Origin of the sequence: Vibrio atlanticus, from assembly GCF_024347315.1 — a bacterium.
In the GTDB taxonomy this organism is placed as follows: Bacteria; Pseudomonadota; Gammaproteobacteria; order Enterobacterales; family Vibrionaceae; genus Vibrio; species Vibrio atlanticus.
Map to the genome: position 1 here is coordinate 1,093,140 of NZ_AP025460.1, position 24,861 is coordinate 1,118,000.

Genomic DNA, 24,861 nt, shown 5'->3' on the forward strand with positions numbered 1-24,861 from the left:
CATTCACGGCAATAAAAAAGGGAAGCCATTGGCTTCCCTTTTCTTTTTGATGATCATTTAGTCATTTTTGGTATAGAACCGCTGTAACTCAGTAAGGCCTTGCATCAACACTGGCAAGCGAGGGCTTACGTCTTTCAGACGTTTGTAATTCTGATCGTACAATTTGTAGTTACCAAACTTATCTAACACCGTTGTTTGTTGGTCAGTAACAAGAGCAAGTTCACGTGAGTCTCCTGCGAGAATCCATTTTCTTCTACGCTCATCAAACAGGCTACGACCGCTACTGAAGTCTGTCGGGTTCGAAGATACACCTAATAGCTCTTGCATTAGCGTGACAGATACATCTAGGTGACTAGAACGGTGAGTATATTCAGATGCCGACTTACCTGGCCATTTGATGAACAGAGGCACTTGTAGTTGGTAACGACTGTAATTGGAGTTTGCACCCCAACTGTTGGTTTTCGTCTCGTTAAATTCAGTACCATGGTTAGAGGTAATGATAACCACTGTGTTGTCTTGAAGATCTAGGCGCTCCAACTCTGCGTAGATTTTCGCTAACTGAACATCAGCCGCTTGAGTCGATTTTTGGTAGTCTGCAGTAAAACGTTCAGCGGTAGTCAACGTTACATCTGTTTCGTAACTAGAGAAGTTATCGAGCGTTGTTAGCTCAATAAAGTTAAACCAAGGGCTTTTTGCTTGTGGTGATTGAACCCATTCAGACCAAGCTTGTATTGCGCTTTGGTCATCATCTGTTGCTTGCTCTGGGAGCGCATCACGGCCTCGGAAGATGACTTCCGGGTAAAGGGCGTCGTCAAAGTCATCACCGCTAAAAGCGGCAAGTGTATAATTGTGATGATCTAGCACATCGAGCAGTACTGCGCTCGAGCCTTGCGCTTTGATGCTGCTTGCGTAGCTGCTAGGAAGGCCATAGAACAATCCGAAAATACCAAACATGTCGTTACTTGAACTGTAGTGATTGGTGAAGTTGATCGATTGTTGTGCATAGGCATAGCTGCTTGGCATCGCAGTGCTATTGAGTGCATCAGCGCGAAGATTATTCACACTCACTAGCAGAATATTAAGATCAGCACTGCGGCGGTTGTATTGAATTTTTTCTAACGGGTAGCTAACTAAATTTACGTTCTCTTGGTTCGCTTCTAAACGCTGTAAATACTCTTCACGGTCTAATAGACCATGCTTTTCCATAAAGCTTTTTGCTGTCATAGGATAAGACAGTGGGAAATTCGCTTTCTGGCTTGTAATTGGGTTGTAGAAATACGCATCAGCCCACATGTAGGTCAAGTGGCTGCTGATGAAACACAAGAAGAAGACGGCAGTAATAGGACGGCCAATGTGTTTATGAGACAGTTTACGTTGCTTACGCCAAACCCACTCAGACAGACCTAACTGCAATAAGAAAATTAGTGGCATTACAATGAAGAGGTGCTGCAAATCAGAAGTGAGTGCAGACTCCTCTCCACTGAATAAAACCTCCCACACGACAGGTGTCAGGTGGAGGTTTATATTTTGATACGTTTGGGTATCAATCAGTAGGACAGTTAAACCTATGGTTGCGAAGATAACGGCAACCAAACGTAATAACTTCCTCGACGGAAGAATAAAAGTGAGTGGGAACAGCACTAATAGATAGAGCGCGAACACCAAAAATCCAAAATGACCAACCCATGATGCAGCCAAATAGAATTGACCCAATAGGGTTTCCGGCCAAGCAGATTGAGTAATATAACGAGTACCAATCAACATCGCAGCAATGATGTTGAAAAATGCAAACCAGTGGCCCCAACCTACCAGTCGAGATACACGATCGCTATATGAGTTTGCGCTGTCTACCATTTATAATTCTTTTTCCGTCAATCAAACTTAGTGAGACTTTTTATCTTCAAGAGAAGAAATTAAAGCTTCGGCAAATTTTTCAGCAATTCCTTTGCGTTGTGAAGCAGCAACGTTCTGATTTAAGACATTGGTTGCGATATTTCCAGCGATCATCAATGAAAGCTCAGGTGAAGCTTTGTGCTTAGTCAGTACAGCACCTACTTCAGCTAGGATTTTTTCAACTTGATCATCTGTGTATTTAGATATAATCGGCATAAGGACTCTAATAATGATAGTAAAAGCGGCTTATGATAACCTACTATGCACAACAACTGAAACCTGAACGGTAATATTTTCACTATGAACCTTCACCTTTCCAACGTAATTTTACACCAGCTAAGCAAGAACGATCAGGAAGAGCTGATTGTTAACTATCGTGCTGAATCTCTAGAAAACGATACTGCATCTGAAAACCTAGTCGCTGAACTTCACCGAGTTTTTAATTCAAAAGCAGGTAAAGGATTTGGTTCTTTCAAATCCGACAGCGAATTCCAGCAGTCGTTGCATGAATTTCGAGCTGGAGAACAAAGTTTTTATGATTTCTCTCAAAAAAGTGCGCTACGTCTAAAAGATGAGCTTTCAAAGTACCCTTTTGCTGATGAAGGCACTTTGGTACTGGCTGAATATCAATCACTGGCGACAGACTACCTTTTCATCGGACTACTGCCTTCTAACCAAAGTTTGAAAGTGACCGAAGGGCTAGATATTAGTGCGACGGATTACCTGGATATCTCGAAGATGGATATTGTTGCGCGCCTTGATCTTTCAACATACGACACAGACAAAGAGTCAAACCGTTACCTTACTTATATTAAAGGGCGCGTTGGTCGTAAAGTCGCTGACTTCTTCTTAGACTTCCTTCAAGCAGAAGTAGGCTTGGATGCTAAGCAGCAAAACCAAGTATTGATGCAAGCGGTAGAAGACTTTGTTTCTGATTCTAAGTTAGAGAAAGAAGAAGCGATCAGCTATAAAAAACAAGTTGCGGATTACTGTAACGAACAGCTTAAAGCGGGTGATGAAGTTCAAGTTCGTGAACTTTCTGGAGAGTTGCCAGCAAGCACTGATGGTACAAGCTTCTTTGACTATACTAGTGAACAAGGCTATGAGTTAGAAGACAGCTTCCCAGCAGACCGCGCAACTATGCGTAAACTAACAAAATTTGTTGGTGCTGGTGGCGGTTTGAATGTTAGTTTTGATAGTCTGCTTTTAGGTGAGCGTATCTTCTACGATCCAGAGACAGACACGCTAACCATTAAAGGGACGCCACCGAACTTACGTGATCAACTGACTCGCAATAAGTCATAGTCCGAAGTTATTAGGTAGTAAGCGACAGCAGGTTGTTGTCGCTTGTTTATGTTTAGCAACATAGTGGTTTAGAGTTCGCATGAACAAGGAATATCGATGGAACAATCAGTAATAAAGCCCAATCGCTTTAAAAGACCAGCCACTTTTTTGGTTGCACTCTTGGCTCTGTGGCTACTTCCTTCACTGGCTCTCCTTAATCTAAGCCGTTCTTACTCTCACTCGCTCGCTCAAATTGAAGAACTCGGTATTCGCGTTAATGAATTGAGGCAGTCGCTTTATTTCTCTGAGCCGCTGCGAGTCTCTCGTATTAATGATCTAGCACTCGATGCTCAGTTGGTTTATTCGATCCGACTGCAGATTGAATCTGATTTCCAACACGCCTTGTTTCGCCCTGATGTGAACCAACTGCTTTACGTTGCCGATCAATTTTTAGAAAAATTTGATGAATTCATTTCGATAGAGAGCCAGGTGCAAGATATCGTCGATAACATCAAAGTGTTGCGCATAGATACTGAACGTTCCTCTAAGTTAAAGTCGCTACTCAACGAATTTGGTGTCGTCGTTTTAGAAGCGATGTATTCCGATAACCAAAGTTCATCAGCGACTTATCGCGCTTTTGATTCCATTCTTGAAAAGTCTTATTCATTAAAGACCGAAGAGCAAGATGCACTCCAACAATTACTGGCTGATGCTTCAGCATTACTGAGTGATTACGCTCAGCTCAATTATTTAGTCGATAAAATCAAGAAGAATTCAGTAAACGACCAGATCATTAAACTTGAAGATGAGTTCCATGGGCGTCAGTACACCCTATTATTGGTCATGCTAGGTTTAAGCTTAATGGCAATGATTGCGTTAGTGTTGTGGAGCGTTAGACCCTCCAAATTCATTAAAGAAGCAAGGATAGAACTTAGACCAGAACCAGTCATCGATTCAAGTCAGGAAGATGCTCTCTCTACTTCCAGCAAAGATACGGCTTCTTGTAACGATACTGTTTCTCACAGCGATACTGCTTCTTCCGCGGTGACGCCACCAAGTAATCCCCCATCAGTATTAGATATTACGCCAGCGAGTCAACATTCTGATGCTCAATCTCAGCAGAGTGTTTGTGCGACAAGCCCGCAAGCTATTTCACAAGAACCGATTTTGCAAGAACCTATTCCACAAGTTCCGGTTCAGCAAAACTCTACTCAGCAACCCCCAACTCAGCGAACACCAGAACAAGTGCAAGAGCCAGAGAAGCACATTGCCAGTGTGACGGATTCAAAGCCAGCGATTGATATTGAAGAGATGCTAGAGACTCTTGATGGCGATACCGAGTCTGTTGAATTGTTGCTAGGGGTCTTTGTCGAAGATCACGCAGATGACTATACCAGATTCAAATCTCTGCTCACCAAGGATGAAACCTCTGCTGCTCGCATTGTGCACAGCTTAAAAGGTGTGGCTGGCAGCATCAAAGCGTCTCGACTAGCGATCATTGCAGCGACTATTGAAATGACAATGAAGCAGTCCAGAGCCATCAGCGAGCACGATTTAGCCGAACTAGAGATGGCGATAAAAGCCTCTGTAGATTCTGCTCATGACTATTTAAATACCCAACGTTAACTTTTACAGGTTTTTTGACAATACTCTGACGAAGCGCTCATACAATCCGCGCCCTTAGTCTTTGTCAGAGGTTTATATGTCACGAGTTTCGAGTCGAAATTGGATAGTGTTGGTGCTTAGCATTGTGCTAAGTGGTTGTTCTCTCCTGGAAGTTAAGCTAGATAGTCAAACGACGCCTCTTACTCAGCAAGAGTTACAGGCTCGGATCATGACGCGTGAATACGCCAAGATGTTTTTTACACGAGTAGAAGACTCGGCCGATCTCATTGCGCAATCTTACCCTGCTGATGACACCTTACATCAATCTTATGTGTTGCTTTGGAAGATCCATGCTGAGCAGGGCTTACAACAAGCGGCGTACCAAACTTCCCCAATGTCAGCATTAATTGACTCATGGGTTTTCACAGCCCAAATGAATCAGTTTTATAGCCAAGGCGATGGCGCGGATCTGTTCGTGACGGATAATGCGGTAGAGACTGCTCGTTCTCTTGACCAAGAAGCAGAGAAACTGGCAAAGGGTGTATTGAGCTCGAGTGATTTCAAGAGCAGCAAAGCGTTCGTCGCAGAGTTCGCCGCGAGCAATCCTTTTAAAGATCTTACCTTCAGAAGCACACCCGCTTACCGTGAATGGCTAAGTTACCTTGGTAAAGACGAATCTCAAATCGTTCAAAGCCTAGGTACCATGCCGGAGGCGATGGGCGATGCATCAGACCGCTTAAGCCTAATGGCTGACCAAACGCCGAAATTGATGACGTGGAAAGCTGAGTTGGTGGCGATGAATAGCTCGCTAACGGGTGAGGACCTATCGATGACGCTGGAAAGCCTTCGTCAAACATCAGCAAGCATGCAGGACTTCATTGAGAATAACCCTGAGTACATGCAAACATTGGCTTCTATTATGTCGACAGAAATGCAGCCTTTACTCAACGACCTAAGTGATAAGACAGATCAAAAGTTGGCGATGCTCACTGAAGAGCGTGTGGCGTTGGAAAAAATGGTGACACGAGAGAGAGAAGCACTGGTAGATATGATTGCGAAAGAGCGCATTGAGATTGCCGGCATTGTGACTTCAGAAAGAGAATTGTTTACGCAAGACCTTGATCGAGTCTCTCAAGAGGTGGTGGTACTCGCGATTGATAAACTGATGGAGTTAATCAAAGGTGTGATTATTTACTTCATCCTGTTTATCTTAGTGGTGTTCTTTGCACCGTTAGGCATCGGTTACTGGTTGGGTAAACGAACCGCCAAAAAATAAATTCAGTAATTAAGTAGATCAAAAAAGAGCGCTCTAGAGCGCTCTTTTGGCATTTATATCATCAACATTTTTGTGCTGACGCACTAAAGCATTAAAGTATCAAAACATTAGCTTAAGCTTGTTGCTTGCTCAGTTCAACGGCTTCTTCAGTTTCAAGCGCTGGTGCTGTTGGTTCACATTTATCAACGAACCAACCCATGTAAGACGTTACGATAGTCACGAGGATACAGATGAAGCTCAACCACATGAACGGAGCGTAAGAGAGCGTTGCGACACCAAGAATACTTGCCATGTAGATGCCGTTGTCACTCCAAGGAACCATGCCTGAAGTTAACGTGCCACCGAACTCAGCGTTACGAGATAGATTTTTACGTTGGTAACCTAAACGGTCGTAGTTTTTCGCACAGATTTTTGGCGTTAGGATTAACGATACGTACATTGCAGAACCGAATACGTTACCCATGAAGGCCGTACCGATCGTGCTTGTTGCTAGAGAGCCTGCGCTATTTACTCGGCGCTCGAACACCTTAGCAATCGTCTCTAATACGCCCACTTTATCCAGTAAGCCACCAAAACCTAAACCAAACACAATTACCGCTACCGAACCAAGCATTGAAGACATGCCGCCACGGTTAAGAATCGAGTCAATAAACTCTACGCCAGAGGAGATAGAGAACGGTGCCCAAGCAGTATTGAATGCCGTTAGGAAATCGATATCTTGGATCATGACTGCCCAGATAATACCTAGCAGAGAACCGAAGCTGATTACCGGGAATGAAGGCATGCGGAAAGCCAACAGACCAAGCACGATCAGTACTGGGACAAATGAGTAAGGCGTGATGTAGAACTGAACTTCCATTGCTTTGATTACAGAATCTACTTGGCTCATGTCAACGTTGCCCGCGTAGTGGAAACCAAACGCAGTAAACATGATGCCAGTAATCACGTAACTGATTAACGCAACTGGCAGCATGCCCTTGATGTGCTCAACCACTTCAACACCAGACATTGAAGAAGCCAGAATCACTGAATCCGAAAGTGGAGACATCTTGTCACCGAAGTAACAGCCTGACAGTACTGCACCTGCAGTAATCGGTGCTGGAACACCTAGACCTTGGCCTATGCCCATCATCGCGATACCTGCTGTACCCGCGGCGCCCCAAGAAGTACCAGTTGCCAATGCGGTTAGAGAACAGATAATCATGGTCGCTAAAAGGAAGATAGAAGGGTGGATTGCTTTCAGACCATAGTAAATGATAGTAGGTACGATCCCGCCTGAGATCCAAGTACCAACAAGAGCGCCAACGGCTAAAAGTATTAAAACCGCGCCTAAGCCATTGGATATTCCTTTGAGTGCCGCTTTTTCTAAGTCTTTGTATTCGTGGCCAAGGCGAATACCGAGAACCATGATAATGAACCAGCCAATATACAAGGCAAGTTGAATTGGAAGGTCAAGCTTTGCAGTAAAGGAAAAAGCAAGGGATAGAAATAATCCTAACGCGATGAATACCTGCAATAGGTTCGGTAGGCGAGTTTTACTCTGCTTCATAAAAGCCTCTTGTGATTTCGAGCATTTATAGTGCTTCGTTATGGTGTGTGGTGCAAAACGGACACTACAGTAATTAGTTTATTATATCGAAAAAATACGTCCAAGTTGTGATATTTGACTGCTAACGCAGTTAATCATGGTTTCATTATCTGAAATGTTGTTAAATTCATGGTTGTTACATGTTGAAACTTGTCGCACGTTGTTTTCGTTTTGTGAAGTATTATTCTGGATAGTATTGATTAAAAAGAGGGATTTACTGTTTGTGACGCGAGTGGGATTAAGCTGCTTTGGCGATGCAAATGTTTGAATTTGAGGGTAATGGGCGTTTTATCAATGAGGTGGATATTAAATGTCGATACAGGGATAACTGCACGATTCATTGCGTTCACTTAAAAGAAACGAAAAAGTTACACTTTTTGACAAAAAGCACTTGAGTTCTGTTTCTGAAAAACTTATAGATGGGGGAGAGTAATTTTTAATTTATACATGGAGAGTGAGCGATGAGAGTAGGTCTAGTTGGTTGGCGCGGTATGGTTGGTTCTGTATTGATGCAACGTATGGTTGAAGAGAAAGATTTCGACTTGATTGAACCGGTTTATTACAGTACGTCTCTGATTGGTATTCCTGCCCCTGTTTTGGGTGGTAAAGATGCGGGTCTACTTCAAGACGCTTTTGATATTGATAGCCTAAAACAGCTTGATGCGGTGATTACCTGTCAAGGCGGAGACTACACCTCAAAAGTATACCCAGCACTGCGTCAAGCAGGTTGGAAAGGCTACTGGATTGATGCGGCTTCTACCTTACGTATGGACGCGGATTCAATCATCACTCTTGATCCTGTTAATTTGGCTCAAATCCAACAAGGCATCCACGGCGGGACTAACACTTTCGTAGGCGGTAACTGTACTGTGAGCTTAATGCTTATGGCTTTGGGTGGTCTATACGAGAAAGGCATGGTTGAGTGGATGAGTGCCATGACTTACCAAGCCGCTTCAGGTGCGGGCGCTAAGAACATGCGTGAACTGATCTCACAAATGGGTGTGATCAACGACAGCGTAAGTTCTGAGTTAGCGAACCCTTCAAGTTCAATTCTTGATATCGATAAGAAAGTCGCTGATACCATTCGTTCATCTTCATTTCCAACCGATCAGTTCGGTGCTCCGCTTGCGGGCTCACTGATTCCTTGGATCGATGTGAAGCGTGAAAACGGTCAAAGCAAAGAAGAGTGGAAAGCCGGCGTTGAAGCGAACAAGATTCTTGGCCTAGATGGTCAGCCAATCCCAATTGATGGCACTTGTGTACGAATCGGTGCAATGCGTTGTCATGCTCAAGCACTAACGATTAAGCTTAAGCAAGACGTGCCTATGGACGAGATCGAAGAGATCATCGCGACGCACAATGATTGGGTTAAAGTGGTTCCTAATGACCGAGACATCACTGCGCAGGAGCTAACACCAGCGAAAGTAACAGGCACTATGTCTGTACCAGTCGGTCGTCTGCGTAAGATGTCTATGGGTAACGACTTCCTGAACGCGTTCACTGTCGGTGACCAATTACTTTGGGGTGCTGCAGAACCACTACGTCGTACTTTGCGCATTATCCTTGCTGAGAAAGCGTAATCGGCAAGATTGCTTAAATTCTATTAGCTGATAAACCGAAAGGGTTGACGATAAACGTCAACCCTTTTTAGTTTATTGATATCTCGTTATTCGGCCCTCGAAACGGCCCTTAAATCTCTTCGCATCTCGTGTCTGCTTTTATTTCTCTTCAGTAACGACACGCTTGTCGGGGTCTGCCAATTCACTCGCACAGTGTTTGCAATACATAGCATCCGAATCATGGCCGGCGCGGTTACAGTTCGGACACTTTACCAACTCTTTGTGCGAGTTCATCTCATTGCTCAGCTCTGCAGTAATAATCCCTGTAGGTACCGCTAAAATAGAGTAACCCAATAGCATGGTCAGAGAAGCGATCGCTTTACCTAATGCGGTTTGAGGGATCATGTCACCGTAGCCAACCGTCGTAATGGTTACGATTGCCCAATAAATACTGTGGGGAATACTTGTAAAGCCATTTTCTGGCCCTTCAATAACAAAGATAAGCGCGCCGAAGATAACAACTAAGATGCCAACTGTGCTGAAAAAGATCAGTATCTTTCGTCTTGCCATTAACAGTGAACGTAACAGAATGTTTGAATCTTGCAGGTAGCGAACCAGTTTTAGGATTCGGAAGATACGCATCACTCGCAGCAGTCTCACCACACCCATAAATGAAGCGCCTGGGAAGATGATCGCTAGGTAGGTCGGAAGAATCGCCAATAGGTCCACGACACCATAAAAGCTGGTGGCATAAGATTTTGGTTTCGGAGAACAATAGAGCCTTAACAAATACTCAAGAGTGAAGAGAGCAGTAAAAGTGTATTCAATATAACGCAGCTGCTGTGACCATTCGGTCATGACATTAGGGATGGACTCTAAGATCAGAACCAATAGCGAAGCCAAGATTGCAACGATCAGAGAAATATCAAATGCACGTCCGGCTGGCGTGTGAGTACCAAAGATAATGACGTACAAATGATGCTTGAGTGGCTTGCGTGACATAAGGAGAGATTCATCTTTTGTTAAATGCATTAACAGTCATTATACAAGCTTCATAATAACGAGGCGAGTGAAAGCCCAATTGCTTTACTCGCCTCATCTATATTGCAATATTGTTGCCCTTTATAGAGCAACGGATTACCGTTAAACGTTATGCCAAACCTGGGAACAAATTACGTAGGCCATTGGCGATGAACTCGATGCCCAATGCGCCAAGAATCAAGCCCATGATACGCGTGATCACGTTGATACCCGTTTGACCTAAAAAGCGAACGATAACTGGTGCTGAACGGAACAAAAGCCAAGAGCAGGTTGCAAACGCAATGATACTAATACCGATGCCGACCGTATCAATAGCAGCAGGGTAACGAGATCCGTAAACAATGGTCGAGCTGATTGCCCCAGGGCCCGCCATTAATGGCATCGCAAGAGGAACAACACCGATTTGCTCTTTGCTGATGTATTCAGATTTCTCTTGTTTATTCTGCTTATCTTCACCGAGCTTACCGCTCATCATCGAAAATGCGATGCTCAATAATAGCAAACCACCTGCAACACGAAATGAATCCAGCGAGATGCTAAACATATCAAGCAGCATTTGCCCCGCGACAAGCGACACAATCAGGATAACGGCAACAGCAATGTTGGCTTGTAATGCGGTCCTGTTCCTCTCTTCTGGCGGCATATGTGCAGTAAGGGAAACAAAAACAGGCATGATGCCGATTGGGTTTACGGCAGCAACAAGCCCAAGGAAGAATTGCATAAAAATTGCGAGTTCTAAGCCTTGCATGAGAGCGATCTCCAGTTAGCGAATTTTAAGGTTGAAGGTTTGATTCGGTGAATAGTCTGAGCGCGTAATGTAAGGGACAAATCGGATTTGCACGAATGAAAAAAACTAACCTGAAATAGGGGATTATTTTTAGAAAAACTAATTGAATATCACTTTTGTATTGGCGGTGTTGCGAGTTGGTTGTTAGTGTTTCATTTTGTAATTTATTATCGAGTAACTGTTAACTGCCGCACGAATTTAATAAAAATTATGTCAAAATCTAGCCCGTGCAACGGTATGGATATACTCTCAGTAGCACGAATATGGCTGTATACATGTAATTTAACTGACTAAAAATGAAACTTTTTTACAGTTTATGACTCTATGTAGAAAAAGTTTGTCTGTTTGCTTGTTTTTTGAACTAACGAAAAGTGTGATTTTAATCTATATAAATCATCATCTTAAGTGTGTTTTTGCGATTGCCTTACTACTTTTTGGTTAATTCTTTTTGGGTAACTGATCTGGGTCAATTTTTTTCACACTGTGAAATAATATACTCAGTCCTGAAAGCAATTTACTAAGAACGTTGTTGTTTGAGGTTAAAAGCAAGCAGCGAAATTAATAAAAAGTTTTTAATATTTATTATTTTAGGAGATCCACCATGCCTGTAACTAACTTAGCGGAACTTGATGCTCTAGTAGCACGCGTTAAAGCAGCACAAGAAGAGTTTGCAACATTCTCTCAAGAGAAAGTAGACGCAATCTTCCGCGCAGCTTCTCTTGCTGCTAACCACGCTCGTATCCCACTTGCACAACAAGCAGTTGCTGAATCTGGAATGGGTATTGTTGAAGATAAGGTTATCAAAAACCACTTTGCATCTGAATTTATCTACAACAAATACAAAGACGAAAAAACATGTGGCATTCTTGATGAAGATGAAAGCCTAGGCACAATGACTATCGCTGAGCCTGTAGGTATCATCTGTGGTATCGTTCCAACAACGAACCCAACTTCTACAGCAATCTTCAAATCTCTAATCTCTCTTAAAACACGTAACGGCATCATCTTCTCGCCACACCCACGTGCAAAGAACTCAACTAACGACGCAGCGAAGCTTGTTCTAGACGCAGCTGTAGCAGCGGGTGCACCAAAAGACATCATCGGTTGGATCGACCAACCATCTGTAGAGCTTTCTAACGCGCTGATGAAGCACGACGGTATCGCACTTATCCTTGCTACTGGTGGTCCAGGCATGGTTAAAGCAGCATACTCTTCTGGTAAGCCTGCTATCGGTGTTGGTGCTGGTAACGTTCCTGTAGTTATCGATGAAACAGCTGACATCAAACGTGCAGTAGCATCTATCCTTATGTCTAAAACATTCGATAACGGTGTTGTATGTGCTTCTGAGCAAGCTGCAATCGTAGTTAGCGAAGTATATGACGAAGTTAAAGAGCGTTTTGCTTCTCACAAAGCTCACGTTTTATCTAAAGCTGACGCAGATAAAGTACGTAAAGTTCTTCTTATCGACGGCAACCTAAACGCTAAAATCGTAGGTCAACCTGCTCCAGCAATCGCTGAAATGGCAGGTGTTAAAGTTCCTGCTGATACAAAAGTACTTGTAGGTGAAGGCCTTGGTAAAGTTTCTTACGATGACGAATTTGCTCACGAGAAACTGTCTCCAACTTTAGGTCTATTCCGCGCAGACGATTTCGAAGACGCTGTTGCTCAAGCAGTAACTATGGTTGAAATCGGTGGTATCGGTCACACATCTGGCCTTTACACTAACCAAGACGTAAACGCAGACCGCATCCGTTACTTCGGTGACAAGATGAAGACGGCTCGTATCCTAATCAACATCCCGACTACTCACGGTGGTATCGGTGACCTTTACAACTTCAACGTTGCACCTTCTCTAACTCTAGGTTGTGGTTCATGGGGTGGTAACTCTATCTCTGAGAACGTAGGTCCTAAGCACCTTATCAACAAGAAAACTGTAGCGAAGCGAGCTGAAAACATGTTGTGGCACAAACTACCTAAGTCTATCTACTTCCGTCGTGGCAGCCTTCCAATCGCTATGAGCGACCTAGAAGGTAAGAAACGCGCATTCCTAGTAACGGACCGTTTCCTATTCAACAACGGTTACGCAGACGATGTAGTACAAATTCTGAAAGCGCAAGGTATTGAAGTTCAAGTATTCTTCGATGTAGAAGCGGATCCAACACTGTCTGTTGTTGAGAAAGGCGCTGAAGCAATGAAGAGCTTCCAACCTGACGTAATCCTTGCTCTAGGTGGCGGTTCTCCAATGGATGCAGCTAAGATCATGTGGGTTATGTACGAGCATCCAGAAACTCACTTCGAAGAACTAGCAATGCGCTTTATGGATATCCGTAAACGTATCTACAAGTTCCCTAAAATGGGTAAAAAAGCTGAGCTAGTATGTATCACTACTACTTCAGGTACGGGTTCAGAAGTTACGCCATTCGCGGTTGTTACTGACGACAAAACAGGTGCTAAGTACCCACTAGCAGATTACGAAATCACGCCAAACATGGCTGTTGTTGATGCTAACCTAGTAATGAACATGCCTAAGTCTCTAACAGCGTTCGGTGGTTACGATGCAGTAACTCACGCTCTTGAAGCTTACGTATCAGTTCTTGCGAACGAATACTCAGATGGTCAAGCTCTACAAGCTCTTAAGATGCTTAAAGAATACCTACCATCAAGCTACAAAAACGGTTCAGCAGACCCAATCGCTCGTGAGAAAGTACACAACGCTGCAACGATTGCTGGTATTGCCTTTGCGAACGCATTCCTAGGTGTATGTCACTCAATGGCTCACAAAATTGGTGCTGAGTTCCACCTACCACACGGTCTTGCAAACGCACTACTTATCTCAAACGTTGTACGTTACAACGCGAACGATAACCCAACTAAGCAGACTGCATTCTCTCAGTACGACCGCCCACAAGCACGTCGTCGTTACGCTGAAGTTGCTGACCACCTAGGCCTAAGCCAAGCTGGTGACCGTACTGCTCAGAAGATTGAACGTCTACTGACTTGGTTAGAAGAGCTTAAAGTTGACCTAGACATCCCACTGTCTATCCAAGCTGCGGGTGTTAACGAGTCTGACTTCATCGCTAAACTAGACGAGCTAGCTGTTGAAGCGTTCGATGACCAGTGTACAGGTGCTAACCCACGTTACCCTCTAATTACTGAGCTTAAAGAAGTTCTAACAACGTCTTACTTCGGTAAAGCATACGTTGAAGGTGAAACTTTTGAAGGTACGACTGTAATTTTGAAGAAAGCTGACCAAAAGCCAGCTGAAGAAAAAGCAGCACCAAAAGCTAAAAAAGAAAAAGCTAACGCATAATAAGTAAGCATTAGTTTGAGATAGGTTTTCGCTAGCACGATACTTATCTATCGGGAAATTCAAAGCCCCAACCGAAAGGTTGGGGCTTTTTTTATGTGAATTGAAATAGGCTTATTTTTTATTATCCATTTACACCTCCGCAGACGCTTACACCTCTGCAGCTACAACCCGTCCACTAAAGTAATCATTAGAGACAATGTATTCCGTTGTTCTGGTCAGTTCGTCTTGCAGTTGTGCCCAGTGACACCCATTGAGCTTGCCTTCGGAGTTATGAACGGCAGGGACAACACCGCCGACTCGAATACCAAATGGCGTCAGTTCTTTCGCCCAGCTATGGGTAAAGCCGGTAATCATGGAGTTTGCGCTCTCTAAGCCTGACACATCATGAAAGTCATCGTGAGATATCACATTCACAATCACGCCTTCTTTGTCTTGCTCTCGTAACCTCTCTGCACTGATTTGCCCAAATGCGAAAAGGGTCGATGCCATAGCAGACAGATCATTGATAAAGCTACTGACAGGCTGATCGCCAATTAGACTAGGCATTGGGGAACTTATCCAATTATTGACCAGAACATCGGGTGTAGTGTTAAAGGTGGCTTGAATAAAATCAAATACGCTGAGAATAGCTTGGCTGTCATTCCCCTCGAGCGTGTAATGGTAAACAGAGTCGGAGAAGCGGGCGCATTGTAAATAAGTCGCCTGAAGTGCTTTTGCGTCTTTATCACAAAGGATGACAGTGGCTCCAAGGTTAACAAAGTGATTCGCAATCGTTCCTCCCAATCGCGAGCCGGCAGATGTTACCAATATAATTGAGCTTTTTATTTCCATCCCAGTACCTAAGCAAATCGTCCATGTTGGATAAGGATGGGTTAAATTTCATACAGCGGGTGTGAATTGGCTCAAACTAAGGTGTACCCATTGATAACTTTTTATGAACTTTGTGGCAGGTCACATTTTGCAGTAACTTCAAGTGTTAACCGACATCTCCGGTTTTGATGATGACCAAAGGTGATGGTTCATATTGCCTGCATCAATAATTAAAAAAGCGAGATCGAACAAAGAGTAGTCGCGAATATTGAGCGAGAAAGAGGAAGGCTAGGCGGCGGCTATACTTGCGCCTGAATCTGATACTGACGTTGAGCTGTCGACAGCTCGTTGTAGAGCGTCGCATTTGGTAAATCAGGTAACTGTTTACTTGCCAGTTTACGCCGGTCATGACCAGAAAGGTTTTGGTAAACCTCTTCAGGGAAGTCGGCGGTATCTTCTGGCATGAAAGCAAGTGCTTCAGGCTTCAAGTAGTGGCTTAGCTTGGCGCTGGCAAGGCTAGCTTGATGAAAGTGATTCGATTGTTGCGCTGAAATTTCATACGACGATTGGTTTGAACGCAGTTGTTGCGGTTCTGCTACGCCAAATTGCTTACGTAGGCGATCTTCAGTCGTTTTAGTGACGTCAATGGTGTCGATGGGAGTACAGTCGCGAACATCATTAGAAAACATAGATAACAGCAACGCAAAATCTGCACGGCGACCTTGCTCAACCGCTTGGCTGATCCCGATGCCGAACTTCAGTTCGTTGATGATTCCTGCTTTGTCTAAAGTATGTATTTGCATGCTGCCTCTCATTGGATACACCTTTAACGGCATGGAGTTGGCAAACTTTAGAGTTAAATTACAGGCAAATAACGAATTTATGTAGGGCGATTGAGAAAGGTAAGAATAGGTTGAAAAGTAGGCTTGATCTGCTAGTTCGTTTCGCAATGTTCGCATTGATTAGAATACGACAGATACAAAAAAGCTCACGCCGAGGCATGAGCTTTCAATAGATAACTCGCTATAAATAGCGCAGCGTAAGTAATAATTACTTAGCTAGGTTCTCTTCTACGAAAGACCAGTTTACTAGGTTCCAGAATGCAGCCATGTAGTCAGGGCGAACATTGCGGAAATCGATGTAGTAAGCGTGTTCCCATAGGTCAACAGTTAGAAGTGGAGTAACACCTTCTTCTGTTAGAGGAGTCGCAGCGTTAGAAGTGTTAACGATGTCTAGAGAACCGTCAGCTTTCTTAACTAACCAAGTCCAAGAAGAACCGAAGTTGTTGATTGCTGAATCAGTGAATTTCGCTTTGAATTCTTCGAAAGAACCGAATGCAGCGTTGATCGCTTCTGCAACCGCGCCTGTTGGTTCGCCGCCTGCTTTAGGAGCAAGACAGTGCCAGTAGAACGTGTGGTTCCAGATTTGAGCTGCGTTATTGAAAACACCACCAGTAGAAGTCTTAACGATTTCTTCTAGTGTTTTGCCTTCAAACTCAGTACCTGGGATAAGACCGTTTAGCTTAACAACGTAAGTGTTGTGGTGCTTACCGTGGTGGAAATCTAGTGTTTCTGCTGAGATGTGTGGTTCTAGCGCGTCTTTCGCGTAAGGAAGAGCCGGTAGTTCAAATGCCATTGCTCAATTCTCCATTGATATGAAAGAGTTAACTCTTTCGATTGCTTCCAGTGATATTATTATTCATGGCTCGCTATATTGCCAACCACGGTCAATTTGCTGACTTGCGATATAGTTTAGCAAGTTTTTACTTTATTAAAAGCTTAATTCATCACTTTTGTGTGAATTGTTAGCTTAACTGGTTAACCTCTTTTTTTATATGGTTTTTATTCTTTTGGTTTGGGGTAGAATAAAGGCAATGAAAGCCGTAATCCATTAACGAGGAAGCAATGGAAACTATCGATAAAATCAAACAGCAAATTGAAGAAAACACTATTCTACTGTACATGAAAGGTTCTCCTAAGCTACCTAGCTGTGGTTTCTCTTCTCAAGCGTCTCAAGCGCTAATGGCATGTGGTGAAAAATTTGCTTACGTAGATATCCTACAAAACCCTGATATCCGTGCAGAGCTTCCAGCTTACGCACAATGGCCAACCTTCCCACAACTTTGGGTTGAAGGTGAGCTAATCGGTGGTTGTGATATCATTCTTGAGATGTTCCAAAAGGGTGAGCTTCAGCCAATCGTTAAAGAAGCCGCTGCTAAAGTAGCTGGCGACGACGCTGAGTAAGCTTTAGGCCTTGGTGCTTAAATATTGAATGGAAGGGGCCTTAATTAGGCTCCTTTTTTCGTTTGAATGGTTCAACAAAGACTCGATAAGGAATGAACAATGAACGTAAAACTTCATTATGTGCATGATCCAATGTGCAGCTGGTGTTGGGGCTACAAGCCAACGCTTGAGTTATTAAAACAACAATTGCCAGCGAGCATTGAGTTTAGCTACGTAGTCGGTGGTTTGGCTCCGGATTCTGAAGAGCCGATGTCAGAAGAGATGAAAGGCAAGCTTCAAGCGATTTGGAAGCAGATTGAAGCTAAGCTGGGTACGGAATTTAATCATGAGTTTTGGACGGAATGCCAACCAGTTCGCAGCACTTACCCTGCGTGTCGTGCAGTGATCGCTGCTGGTTTTCAAGATCACTACGAAGCAATGCTTGAAGCGATCCAACACGCTTACTACCTTCGTGCGATGCTGCCTCATAGCCAAGAAACGCATTTGCAGTTAGCCCAAGAGCTAGGGATGAATGTACAACAGTTTGAAAATGACCTTTCTAGTAAGCTATTGGAAAGCGAGTTAGATGACCAGTTAGGTTTTAAAGAAGCGATGGGTGTGCATTCTTACCCAACCTTAATGCTTGAGGTAAACGGTATCTTTAGTGAAGTTGAATTGGATTACCATTCAACTGAAGCGACACTTAAGTCTATTCGCGAAATTCTAGTGAATAACGCTCCCGCTGCATAATCCAGCGAGAGCTGTCTGTATTGACGCAATAACCTCTAAGGCTTACTCATAAGAGTAAGCCTTTTTTGTTTGGCGTCGCCGGTTCATTGGGAGTGAGAGGAAGAGGAAGGAAGAGTGGAATGAATCCCAGGAACAAAAAAGACCGCACGAGGCGGTCTTTATAAAAGTTAGCGTAGGACTCTTTAACTACAGAACCTAATTACAGAACCATGGCTGCAATCCAACCGAATACGATCAGTGGGATGTTGTAGTGTAGGAACGTCGGTACTACGGTTTCCCATACGTGCTCGTGTTGACCATCAGCATTAAGACCCGATGTTGGACCTAAGGTTGAGTCAGAAGCTGGAGAGCCAGCATCACCAAGCGCTGCAGCTGTACCTACTAGAGCGATCGTTGCCATAGGAGAGAAGCCAAATGCTGCTGCTAGTGGAACGTAGATAGTTGCAAGGATTGGAATCGTAGAGAATGAAGAACCAATACCCATAGTTACCAATAGACCAACAATTAGCATAAGCAGTGCCGCTAGAGGCTTGTTGTCACCGATGCTGGTTGAAAGCGCTTCAACCAAAGATTCAACGCCACCAGTTTGCTTCATTACCGCTGCAAAACCTGCCGCTGCAATCATGATGAAACCGATCATTGCCATCATGTGAACGCCCTTAGTGAAGACATCGTGTGTCTCTTTCCAGGCGATTACACCACCGAAGGTGAATACCATGAAACCAGCCAAAGCACCGATGATCATAGAACCTGTCGATAGTTGAACCGTTAGTGCAGCAACAATACCCGCAGCAGCCACTAGGATGTGCTTCTTGTTGATCTCTTTCACTTCGGTTGAAACAACAGTATGAGACGTTTCTTTGTATTGGCGAGGCTTACGGTAAGTAAAGAATACAGCCGTAAGAAGGCCGAAGATCATGCCTGCAGCCGGTAACAACATCGCCATTGGTACTTGGCTTGCTACTACGTTTTCAAGACCGTTGTCGTGAAGGTTTTTAAGCAGGATGTTGTTTAGGAAGATGCCACCAAAACCGATAGGTAGAACCATATACGGAGTAATCAGGCCAAAAGTAAGTACACACGCAACCAGACGACGATCTAGGTTCATTTTTGCGAATACGCCTAATAGAGGTGGGATTAAAATTGGGATGAAGGCGATATGCACAGGAATCACGTTTTGCGAAGACATGGTCACTAAGATCAAAGACGCAAGGATGCCGTATTTTAGACCATTAGATGCCGCACTGTTCTCTTTGCCGTGAATGCGCTTAATCACGCTTTGAGCAAGTAGATCTGTGATACCAGAACGAGAGATAGCAACAGCAAAGGTACCAAGCATTGCGTAGCTAAGTGCGATAGTTGCACCGCCACCTAATCCACTTTCGAACGCTGCTACAGCATCGTTCACACTCATACCAGAGGTTACGCCACCGATAATTGCGCTGAACGTGAGAGCCACGACAACGTTTACGCGCATCAAAGCTAAAACAAGCATGATGCAAACTGAAATTACAACAGGATTCATATTATTCTCGGGATGTTGTGTTTTTTATGAAGGCAATACGAGTGAACGTTTACCGACTCTATTTGTTATTCTTCGTCAACAAGAGGCCAACCACCAAGGGCTTTCCATTTGTTTACTATGCCGCAAAATAACTCTGTGGTTTTTTGCGTATCATACAAAGCAGAGTGTGCTTCTTTGTTGTCAAATTCCATCCCCGCAGTGCGGCAAGCTTTAGCCAAAACGGTTTGACCGTAGGCAAGACCACTAAGGGCTGCAGTGTCAAAAGTTGCAAATGGATGGAAAGGGACGCGTTTAAGCTTACAACGCTCACTTGCTGCATTAACGAAGTTTAAATCGAACGTAGCATTGTGAGCGACCATGATTGCGCGACTGCAATCTGAAGCTTTTTGTTCTTTTCTCACCAGCTTGTAGATTTCTTTAAGGGCTTCTTGTTCCGACACAGCACCACGTAATGGGCTAAATGGGTCTTTAATTCCGTTAAAGTCTAATGCTGCCTGCTCTATATTTGCGCCTTCAAAAGGCTCAATGTGAAAATGAAGCGTTGATGCAGGGTGCAGATCTCCGTTCTCATCCATTCTTAGTGTAATGGCACAGATTTCTAATAATGCATCGGTTTCAGCGTTAAACCCTGCGGTTTCCACGTCGATGACCACTGGGAAATAGCCACGAAAGCGTTTTTTAAGGGTCAGAGCTTCGTTTTCTACAGTCATGTTAGCCCAAATATGTGTGATTAAGGCAGCATTATTGCAGATAATAGCAGTGATAAAAACTAGGGAAGGGCAATAAATCATAAATTAGCCGACCTATTTCGGCTTGATAATTGCATATTCAAACGTGATGGAAAAATGCGGCAATTGGCTGCATTGTTAAACGAATTGCTTAAGAGATACTCCACTTTATGAAGAAACAACTCATAACAGGTTCAATGCTATTTTCGCTACTTATGTCGTCATCGGTATTGGCACAAGCAAAGCGTTACGGAGCATCTCCTCTACAGTCGACGTGGGAGATGGTGGCTAACACGCCACTAGAATGTCGCTTGGTTCACCCTATCCCCAACTTCGGTGATGCTGAGTTTTCATCTCGCGCGAGTAAAAAAATCATTTTGGATTTTGAGCTTAAAATGCGTCGCCCAATGGGTGCGACACGCAATGTAAGCTTGATCTCTATGCCGCCAGCTTGGCGTCCGGGCGAAAGTGCTGACCGCATGACGACCATTAAGTTCTTCCAACAATTTGATGGCTATGTTGGTGGTCAAACCGCTTGGGGTATTTTGAGTGAGTTGGAGAAAGGGCGTTACCCGACATTCAGCTATCAAGAGTGGCAGAGCCGAGATCAGCGAATCGAAGTTGCACTATCATCGGTATTATTCCAAGAAAAGTATAATGTGTTCAGTGACTGTATCGCCAACTTATTGCCTTACAGCTTCGAAGATATCTCTTTTACTATCTTGCACTACGATCGTAACAGCGATCAGTTGAATAAGTCTTCACGTAAGAGACTCAGCCAGATTGCCGACTATGTTCGCTATAACCAAGACATCGACCTTGTGCTGGTGGCTACATACACCGATTCCGTCGATAGCAAAGGTATTAGCCAGAATCTTTCAGAGCGCAGAGCGGAATCATTAAGAGAGTACTTTAAATCTCTAGGCTTGCCAGAAGACCGTATTCAAGTACAAGGTTATGGTAAGCGTCGTCCAATTGCTGACAACAACTCGCCAATTGGTAAAGACAAAAACCGACGTGTTGTTATCTCTTTAGGTCGCACACAGGTGTAAGCTGAATAATAGCTCGTTTTGAAATGACAAAGCCCGTTTTCACTGATGACGGGCTTTTTTATATTTTAAATTTGAGTCGTTGTTTAAACGTAATTTGTTTAGTTCAAGCGGAAGCGTGCGATCATTTCACAGTTGGTCGCGGTATCGATCTTTTCCACCATAGAAGCAATTTTAGGGTTGGGATGGCGTTTCATGAAATCGATAAGGGCTTTCTTACAGCAACCAATTGAGTCAATGAAGCTTGAACATTGCGTATTGGGACATTGCGGGATCAGTGTCAGTACTTTTTCTGAAGCCAATTGGAGATACTTGAGTTCATATTCAGTATCGCCGGCCCATCGCCAAAACTGAGCGAGGTTGTGACAAGAAATCACAGAGATAAGTAAGCGCTCGTCCGCTTGGATATCGGTACGTTCAGTAATTTTTTCGCTTAAACTCAATGCTTGCTGATAGTGAAGAATACTTTGTACAGGATCGTCGAGCTGCAATGCCGTATCGGCAAGTAACGTGTGTTTTTCCCATTCGCTAATCATTGTGTTACCTCACTAATCAATAGGGGACTTAATTTAAATGATAATTATTATCATGTAAAGTTTCATCAGTGAGAATGTTGTAATAATTAGTAAAGAATATCGATTATTAATAGAGCTACAAAAAAAGCGAGCTTTATGCTCGCTTATAGTGTTTATTCCATAGCCAAATATTGCAGAGGCTACGAAGGGTTAACCTTCTAGACCAGCACTTGCTTGTTTGTTCTGAATAAGCTCAATCATGTAGCCGTCAGGATCTTTAACGAATGCGATGTGAGTAGAGCCGCCTTTTACAGGGCCCGCTTCACGTGTCACATTACCGCCTGCTGCTTTAATCGCGTCGCATGTTGTGTAGATGTCATCAACACCGATAGCAACGTGACCAAAAGCTGAGCCAAGGTCATATTCAGTCGTGCCCCAGTTGTAAGTCAGCTCAATCACAGCGCCTTGAGATTCGTCACCAAAGCCAACGAAAGCCAGTGTGTATTCGTACTCTTTGTTTTCGTTCTTACGTAATAGCTGCATGCCCATTACATTGGTGTAGAACTCGATAGACTTGTCTAGATCACCAACGCGTAGCATAGTGTGTAAAATACGACCGTTTGACATGATTTGCTCCTAGCTTTAATTATGTATACGTTTTTGTAATTCTGTTTTATGCCGCTAGAAAAATGCGGCACTGTTTAGCTTCTTAGCTTCTTAGCTTCTTAGCTTCATTCGCTTAGAGCTAGCCTAGACGTCGGTTTTTTCCTTGAACTCACACAAGTCTTCAATGATACAGCTGCCACAGCGTGGTTTACGCGCCACACAGGTGTAACGTCCATGAAGAATGAGCCAGTGGTGGACATCCAGTTTGAATTCTTTTGGAATGACTTTAAGCAGCTTAGCTTCAACATCATCGACCGTTTTACCCATTGCTAACTTAGTGCGGTTTGATACACGATAGATGTGAGTATCAACGGCAATGGTTGGCCAACCGAATGCAGTATTTAACACTACGTTTGCTGTTTTGCGGCCTACACCTGGAAGGGCTTCTAACGCAGCACGATCTTCCGGTACTTCACCATTATGTAGGTCAAGCAGCATACGACACGTTTTGATGGTGTTTTCTGCTTTCGAATTAAATAGGCCGATGGTCTTGATGTACTCTTTTAGGCCGTCGACACCTAGGTCGAAAATAGCCTGTGGAGTATTAGCCACAGGGTACAGCTTATCAGTGGCTTTGTTGACGCTGACATCGGTTGCCTGCGCAGATAAGAGCACTGCGATCAGCAACTCGAAAGGGCTGTTCCAATTAAGCTCGGTTTCTGGCTTTGGATTGTTTTCTCTTAAACGCTCAAGTATTTCTACTCGTTTTACATTGTTCATAGCGACATTACTTTCAAATAGTTAGGGCTTGAGTTCCGGCGAAGTTCTTTCAAACTTACTCGTTTTAAAATAACAAGTTTCGCAATGGTTCAGGCTTTATCATCGGTTACGCGCTCTTATGAGCGTCATTATTATGTGTACTTGGTCAATCTATTTACCTGCTGAGCGGTTGAGCTACTCAGCAGGATTTAAGCTACTGTAACTTATCAGGCATTGGTAACGCGAGCGCGTTCAATAGCTGGTTTTTCTTGTTTTGGCTGTCTAGATTTAGCTTGGTTGTCGATGATGTTTTTCAAAGCAATCAAGAAACCAACACCAATAAAGGCGCCGGGTGGTAGCAGGGCTAACAAGAAGCTGTTATCAAATTGGAATATCTGGATTCGTAACACCGAAGCCCAATCACCAAGGAGTAGGTCTGCGCCATCAAATAGGGTCCCGTTACCAATAACCTCACGCATTGCACCCAATACAACCAGTACTGATGTCATGCCAAGACCCATCCAAAACCCATCTTGAGCAGCAGGTAAAACTTCGTTTTTAGACGCGAAGGCTTCCGCTCGGCCAATGATGATACAGTTGGTTACGATCAGCGGGATAAAGATACCCAAAGAGAGGTAAAGGCCATACGCGTAGGCGTTCATCAGAAGTTGAACACAGGTTACCAGTGAAGCAATGATCATCACGAATACTGGAATACGCACTTCTTTTGGCACATGGTTTCGAACCAGAGAAACAGACACGTTCGACCCGACTAATACAAGCAAGGTAGCGATACCTAATCCAAGAGCATTAGTCACAGTTGAAGAGACAGCCAACAGCGGACATAAGCCAAGGAGTTGCACTAGGGCAGGGTTGTTGGACCACATGCCATTTTTAATTAGTGTTTTATGATCACTCATTATTCACCACCACAATTTAGAGGTTGAGCAAGCAATGCTTGGTTGTTTTGGTTAACGTACTGCACCGCTTGCTTCACTGACTTAACGACAGCTCTTGGCGTAATGGTTGCGCCAGTGAACTGGTCAAAGTCACCACCATCTTTACGAACCTTCCAACGGTCAAGATTAGAATTCGTCACTTGCTTACCAGCAAATGAGAGAATCCAATCACTCACACGCAAATCAATCTTATCACCCAAACCTGGAGTTTCTTGGTGAGAAAGCACGCGAGTACCTAAAATCGTACCGTCAATTTTCATTCCAACAATGACCTTAATTGCGCCGTTGTAGCCATCGGGTGCAATCGCTTCGATCGCAATCGCACTTGGCTCACCATTGAGTTTAGCAATGTAAGCTGGCATCGCTTGTTCAGTCCCCAGCTCTTCTGCTTGAACCAGAGTACAGGCTGAAAACAGTTCATTTTCGTGCAGATCGTGCGGGATCACTTGGTTAAGCACGGACAGTAATTGAGCCTGTTCTTGCTGCTTAATCTGATCTTTGGTCAGGTAGTGAGTTACCGCGACCAAACCTGTTGAAACACACGCAAAGATCGCAAGTACAAGGCCGTTTTTCTTAATTGCATTTAGCATGGCAT

23 protein-coding genes are annotated in these 24,861 nt (G+C 43.8%); 8 read left to right on the forward strand and 15 right to left on the reverse strand.

The window, feature by feature from the left end; translation table 11 throughout:
* Positions 1 to 57 precede the first annotated feature (57 nt).
* Together OCV30_RS05070 and OCV30_RS05075 are read right to left on the reverse strand one after the other, a co-directional pair.
* Positions 58 to 1,854 carry a DUF3413 domain-containing protein gene (locus tag OCV30_RS05070; RefSeq protein ID WP_065677925.1) on the reverse strand — a complete coding sequence of 599 codons (1,797 nt, stop codon included), beginning with the start codon at positions 1,852 to 1,854 and terminating at the stop codon, positions 58 to 60.
* A 27-nt stretch (positions 1,855 to 1,881) separates the two neighbouring features.
* Positions 1,882 to 2,109 (reverse strand): YejL family protein, encoded by a 228-nt coding sequence (locus OCV30_RS05075; protein ID WP_004734063.1) that lies wholly within the window; start codon positions 2,107 to 2,109, stop codon positions 1,882 to 1,884.
* An 84-nt stretch (positions 2,110 to 2,193) separates the two neighbouring features.
* Here OCV30_RS05075 and yejK point away from each other — a divergent pair, with 84 nt between their 5' ends.
* From yejK to OCV30_RS05090, 3 genes are all read left to right on the forward strand, one after another.
* Positions 2,194 to 3,198, forward strand: a complete 1,005-nt coding sequence (gene yejK, locus OCV30_RS05080; protein WP_065677926.1) for a nucleoid-associated protein YejK — start codon at positions 2,194 to 2,196, stop codon at positions 3,196 to 3,198.
* 96 nt (positions 3,199 to 3,294) lie between these two features.
* Complete coding sequence (locus OCV30_RS05085) at positions 3,295 to 4,803, forward strand: Hpt domain-containing protein (protein WP_065677927.1); 1,509 nt, start codon at positions 3,295 to 3,297, stop codon at positions 4,801 to 4,803.
* A 76-nt stretch (positions 4,804 to 4,879) separates the two neighbouring features.
* Positions 4,880 to 6,058, forward strand: a complete 1,179-nt coding sequence (locus tag OCV30_RS05090) for a chemotaxis protein (protein WP_065677928.1) — start codon at positions 4,880 to 4,882, stop codon at positions 6,056 to 6,058.
* Positions 6,059 to 6,170: 112 nt separating this feature from the next.
* Here the strand turns inward: OCV30_RS05090 and nhaC are convergent, their stop codons facing one another.
* Positions 6,171 to 7,607, reverse strand: a complete 1,437-nt coding sequence (gene nhaC / locus OCV30_RS05095) for a Na+/H+ antiporter NhaC (protein WP_065677929.1) — start codon at positions 7,605 to 7,607, stop codon at positions 6,171 to 6,173.
* A gap of 500 nt (positions 7,608 to 8,107) precedes the next feature.
* On the opposite strand from nhaC, the gene asd reads away from it, so the two are divergent.
* Positions 8,108 to 9,226: an aspartate-semialdehyde dehydrogenase gene (gene asd / locus OCV30_RS05100; protein ID WP_065677930.1), complete on the forward strand. Its 1,119-nt coding sequence runs from the start codon at positions 8,108 to 8,110 to the stop codon at positions 9,224 to 9,226.
* 138 nt (positions 9,227 to 9,364) lie between these two features.
* On the opposite strand, the gene OCV30_RS05105 is transcribed toward asd, so the two are convergent.
* Positions 9,365 to 10,207: an ion transporter gene (locus OCV30_RS05105; protein WP_032500845.1), complete on the reverse strand. Its 843-nt coding sequence runs from the start codon at positions 10,205 to 10,207 to the stop codon at positions 9,365 to 9,367.
* Positions 10,208 to 10,355: 148 nt separating this feature from the next.
* Positions 10,356 to 10,994, reverse strand: coding sequence for a YchE family NAAT transporter (locus OCV30_RS05110; RefSeq protein WP_004734056.1), 639 nt, complete (start codon positions 10,992 to 10,994; stop codon positions 10,356 to 10,358).
* 640 nt (positions 10,995 to 11,634) lie between these two features.
* Here OCV30_RS05110 and adhE point away from each other — a divergent pair.
* Positions 11,635 to 14,343, forward strand: coding sequence for a bifunctional acetaldehyde-CoA/alcohol dehydrogenase (adhE, locus tag OCV30_RS05115; protein ID WP_017098217.1), 2,709 nt, complete (start codon positions 11,635 to 11,637; stop codon positions 14,341 to 14,343).
* 147 nt (positions 14,344 to 14,490) lie between these two features.
* On the opposite strand, the gene OCV30_RS05120 is transcribed toward adhE, so the two are convergent.
* The 3 genes from OCV30_RS05120 to sodB form a co-directional block, all read right to left on the reverse strand.
* Entirely contained in the window at positions 14,491 to 15,174 is a 684-nt protein-coding gene (locus OCV30_RS05120) for an SDR family oxidoreductase (RefSeq protein WP_017099967.1), read from the reverse strand.
* A gap of 278 nt (positions 15,175 to 15,452) precedes the next feature.
* Positions 15,453 to 15,956: a VC2046/SO_2500 family protein gene (locus tag OCV30_RS05125; RefSeq protein ID WP_009848716.1), complete on the reverse strand. Its 504-nt coding sequence runs from the start codon at positions 15,954 to 15,956 to the stop codon at positions 15,453 to 15,455.
* A 247-nt stretch (positions 15,957 to 16,203) separates the two neighbouring features.
* The gene (sodB, locus tag OCV30_RS05130; protein ID WP_004734050.1) at positions 16,204 to 16,788 is read right to left on the reverse strand and encodes a superoxide dismutase [Fe]; all 585 of its coding nucleotides are present in this window, start codon (positions 16,786 to 16,788) and stop codon (positions 16,204 to 16,206) included.
* A gap of 269 nt (positions 16,789 to 17,057) precedes the next feature.
* Between sodB and OCV30_RS05135 the strand changes: the two genes are divergently transcribed.
* On the forward strand, positions 17,058 to 17,396 hold the full coding sequence (locus OCV30_RS05135; RefSeq protein ID WP_009848715.1) for a Grx4 family monothiol glutaredoxin: 339 nt from the start codon (positions 17,058 to 17,060) through the stop codon (positions 17,394 to 17,396).
* A 99-nt stretch (positions 17,397 to 17,495) separates the two neighbouring features.
* Positions 17,496 to 18,125: a DsbA family protein gene (locus tag OCV30_RS05140; protein ID WP_012603524.1), complete on the forward strand. Its 630-nt coding sequence runs from the start codon at positions 17,496 to 17,498 to the stop codon at positions 18,123 to 18,125.
* A gap of 199 nt (positions 18,126 to 18,324) precedes the next feature.
* Here the strand turns inward: OCV30_RS05140 and OCV30_RS05145 are convergent, their stop codons facing one another.
* Together OCV30_RS05145 and rnt are read right to left on the reverse strand one after the other, a co-directional pair.
* The gene (locus OCV30_RS05145) at positions 18,325 to 19,650 is read right to left on the reverse strand and encodes a Na+/H+ antiporter family protein (protein WP_065677931.1); all 1,326 of its coding nucleotides are present in this window, start codon (positions 19,648 to 19,650) and stop codon (positions 18,325 to 18,327) included.
* A gap of 65 nt (positions 19,651 to 19,715) precedes the next feature.
* The gene (gene rnt, locus OCV30_RS05150; protein ID WP_029222960.1) at positions 19,716 to 20,360 is read right to left on the reverse strand and encodes a ribonuclease T; all 645 of its coding nucleotides are present in this window, start codon (positions 20,358 to 20,360) and stop codon (positions 19,716 to 19,718) included.
* Positions 20,361 to 20,548: 188 nt separating this feature from the next.
* Here rnt and motY point away from each other — a divergent pair, with 188 nt between their 5' ends.
* The gene (motY, locus tag OCV30_RS05155) at positions 20,549 to 21,430 is read left to right on the forward strand and encodes a flagellar protein MotY (RefSeq protein ID WP_065677932.1); all 882 of its coding nucleotides are present in this window, start codon (positions 20,549 to 20,551) and stop codon (positions 21,428 to 21,430) included.
* Between the two features lie 98 nt (positions 21,431 to 21,528).
* Here motY and OCV30_RS05160 read toward each other — a convergent pair whose 3' ends face one another.
* The 5 genes from OCV30_RS05160 to rsxG form a co-directional block, all read right to left on the reverse strand.
* A complete protein-coding gene (locus tag OCV30_RS05160; RefSeq protein WP_012603530.1) occupies positions 21,529 to 21,963 on the reverse strand; it encodes a DUF2753 domain-containing protein in 435 nt (144 codons plus the stop codon).
* Positions 21,964 to 22,152: 189 nt separating this feature from the next.
* The gene (gene gloA, locus OCV30_RS05165; RefSeq protein ID WP_004734046.1) at positions 22,153 to 22,569 is read right to left on the reverse strand and encodes a lactoylglutathione lyase; all 417 of its coding nucleotides are present in this window, start codon (positions 22,567 to 22,569) and stop codon (positions 22,153 to 22,155) included.
* A gap of 123 nt (positions 22,570 to 22,692) precedes the next feature.
* Complete coding sequence (gene nth, locus OCV30_RS05170) at positions 22,693 to 23,328, reverse strand: endonuclease III (protein ID WP_010437137.1); 636 nt, start codon at positions 23,326 to 23,328, stop codon at positions 22,693 to 22,695.
* 206 nt (positions 23,329 to 23,534) lie between these two features.
* Positions 23,535 to 24,227 carry an electron transport complex subunit E gene (locus OCV30_RS05175; protein WP_065677933.1) on the reverse strand — a complete coding sequence of 231 codons (693 nt, stop codon included), beginning with the start codon at positions 24,225 to 24,227 and terminating at the stop codon, positions 23,535 to 23,537.
* Positions 24,227 to 24,856 carry an electron transport complex subunit RsxG gene (gene rsxG / locus OCV30_RS05180; protein ID WP_065677934.1) on the reverse strand — a complete coding sequence of 210 codons (630 nt, stop codon included), beginning with the start codon at positions 24,854 to 24,856 and terminating at the stop codon, positions 24,227 to 24,229. The genes OCV30_RS05175 and rsxG overlap by 1 nt, the downstream gene beginning before the upstream one ends.
* Positions 24,857 to 24,861: the final 5 nt, after the last annotated feature.

What these genes read in the sequence shown, in the direction of transcription:
- OCV30_RS05070 (WP_065677925.1), bottom strand. Translation starts at nt 1,854, where the DNA reads ATGGTAGACAGCGCAAACTCATATAGCGATCGTGTATCTCGACTGGTA.
- OCV30_RS05075 (WP_004734063.1), bottom strand. Translation starts at nt 2,109, where the DNA reads ATGCCGATTATATCTAAATACACAGATGATCAAGTTGAAAAAATCCTA.
- yejK (WP_065677926.1), top strand. Translation starts at nt 2,194, where the DNA reads ATGAACCTTCACCTTTCCAACGTAATTTTACACCAGCTAAGCAAGAAC.
- OCV30_RS05085 (WP_065677927.1), top strand. Translation starts at nt 3,295, where the DNA reads ATGGAACAATCAGTAATAAAGCCCAATCGCTTTAAAAGACCAGCCACT.
- OCV30_RS05090 (WP_065677928.1), top strand. Translation starts at nt 4,880, where the DNA reads ATGTCACGAGTTTCGAGTCGAAATTGGATAGTGTTGGTGCTTAGCATT.
- nhaC (WP_065677929.1), bottom strand. Translation starts at nt 7,607, where the DNA reads ATGAAGCAGAGTAAAACTCGCCTACCGAACCTATTGCAGGTATTCATC.
- asd (WP_065677930.1), top strand. Translation starts at nt 8,108, where the DNA reads ATGAGAGTAGGTCTAGTTGGTTGGCGCGGTATGGTTGGTTCTGTATTG.
- OCV30_RS05105 (WP_032500845.1), bottom strand. Translation starts at nt 10,207, where the DNA reads ATGTCACGCAAGCCACTCAAGCATCATTTGTACGTCATTATCTTTGGT.
- OCV30_RS05110 (WP_004734056.1), bottom strand. Translation starts at nt 10,994, where the DNA reads ATGCAAGGCTTAGAACTCGCAATTTTTATGCAATTCTTCCTTGGGCTT.
- adhE (WP_017098217.1), top strand. Translation starts at nt 11,635, where the DNA reads ATGCCTGTAACTAACTTAGCGGAACTTGATGCTCTAGTAGCACGCGTT.
- OCV30_RS05120 (WP_017099967.1), bottom strand. Translation starts at nt 15,174, where the DNA reads ATGGAAATAAAAAGCTCAATTATATTGGTAACATCTGCCGGCTCGCGA.
- OCV30_RS05125 (WP_009848716.1), bottom strand. Translation starts at nt 15,956, where the DNA reads ATGCAAATACATACTTTAGACAAAGCAGGAATCATCAACGAACTGAAG.
- sodB (WP_004734050.1), bottom strand. Translation starts at nt 16,788, where the DNA reads ATGGCATTTGAACTACCGGCTCTTCCTTACGCGAAAGACGCGCTAGAA.
- OCV30_RS05135 (WP_009848715.1), top strand. Translation starts at nt 17,058, where the DNA reads ATGGAAACTATCGATAAAATCAAACAGCAAATTGAAGAAAACACTATT.
- OCV30_RS05140 (WP_012603524.1), top strand. Translation starts at nt 17,496, where the DNA reads ATGAACGTAAAACTTCATTATGTGCATGATCCAATGTGCAGCTGGTGT.
- OCV30_RS05145 (WP_065677931.1), bottom strand. Translation starts at nt 19,650, where the DNA reads ATGAATCCTGTTGTAATTTCAGTTTGCATCATGCTTGTTTTAGCTTTG.
- rnt (WP_029222960.1), bottom strand. Translation starts at nt 20,360, where the DNA reads ATGACTGTAGAAAACGAAGCTCTGACCCTTAAAAAACGCTTTCGTGGC.
- motY (WP_065677932.1), top strand. Translation starts at nt 20,549, where the DNA reads ATGAAGAAACAACTCATAACAGGTTCAATGCTATTTTCGCTACTTATG.
- OCV30_RS05160 (WP_012603530.1), bottom strand. Translation starts at nt 21,963, where the DNA reads ATGATTAGCGAATGGGAAAAACACACGTTACTTGCCGATACGGCATTG.
- gloA (WP_004734046.1), bottom strand. Translation starts at nt 22,569, where the DNA reads ATGTCAAACGGTCGTATTTTACACACTATGCTACGCGTTGGTGATCTA.
- nth (WP_010437137.1), bottom strand. Translation starts at nt 23,328, where the DNA reads ATGAACAATGTAAAACGAGTAGAAATACTTGAGCGTTTAAGAGAAAAC.
- OCV30_RS05175 (WP_065677933.1), bottom strand. Translation starts at nt 24,227, where the DNA reads ATGAGTGATCATAAAACACTAATTAAAAATGGCATGTGGTCCAACAAC.
- rsxG (WP_065677934.1), bottom strand. Translation starts at nt 24,856, where the DNA reads ATGCTAAATGCAATTAAGAAAAACGGCCTTGTACTTGCGATCTTTGCG.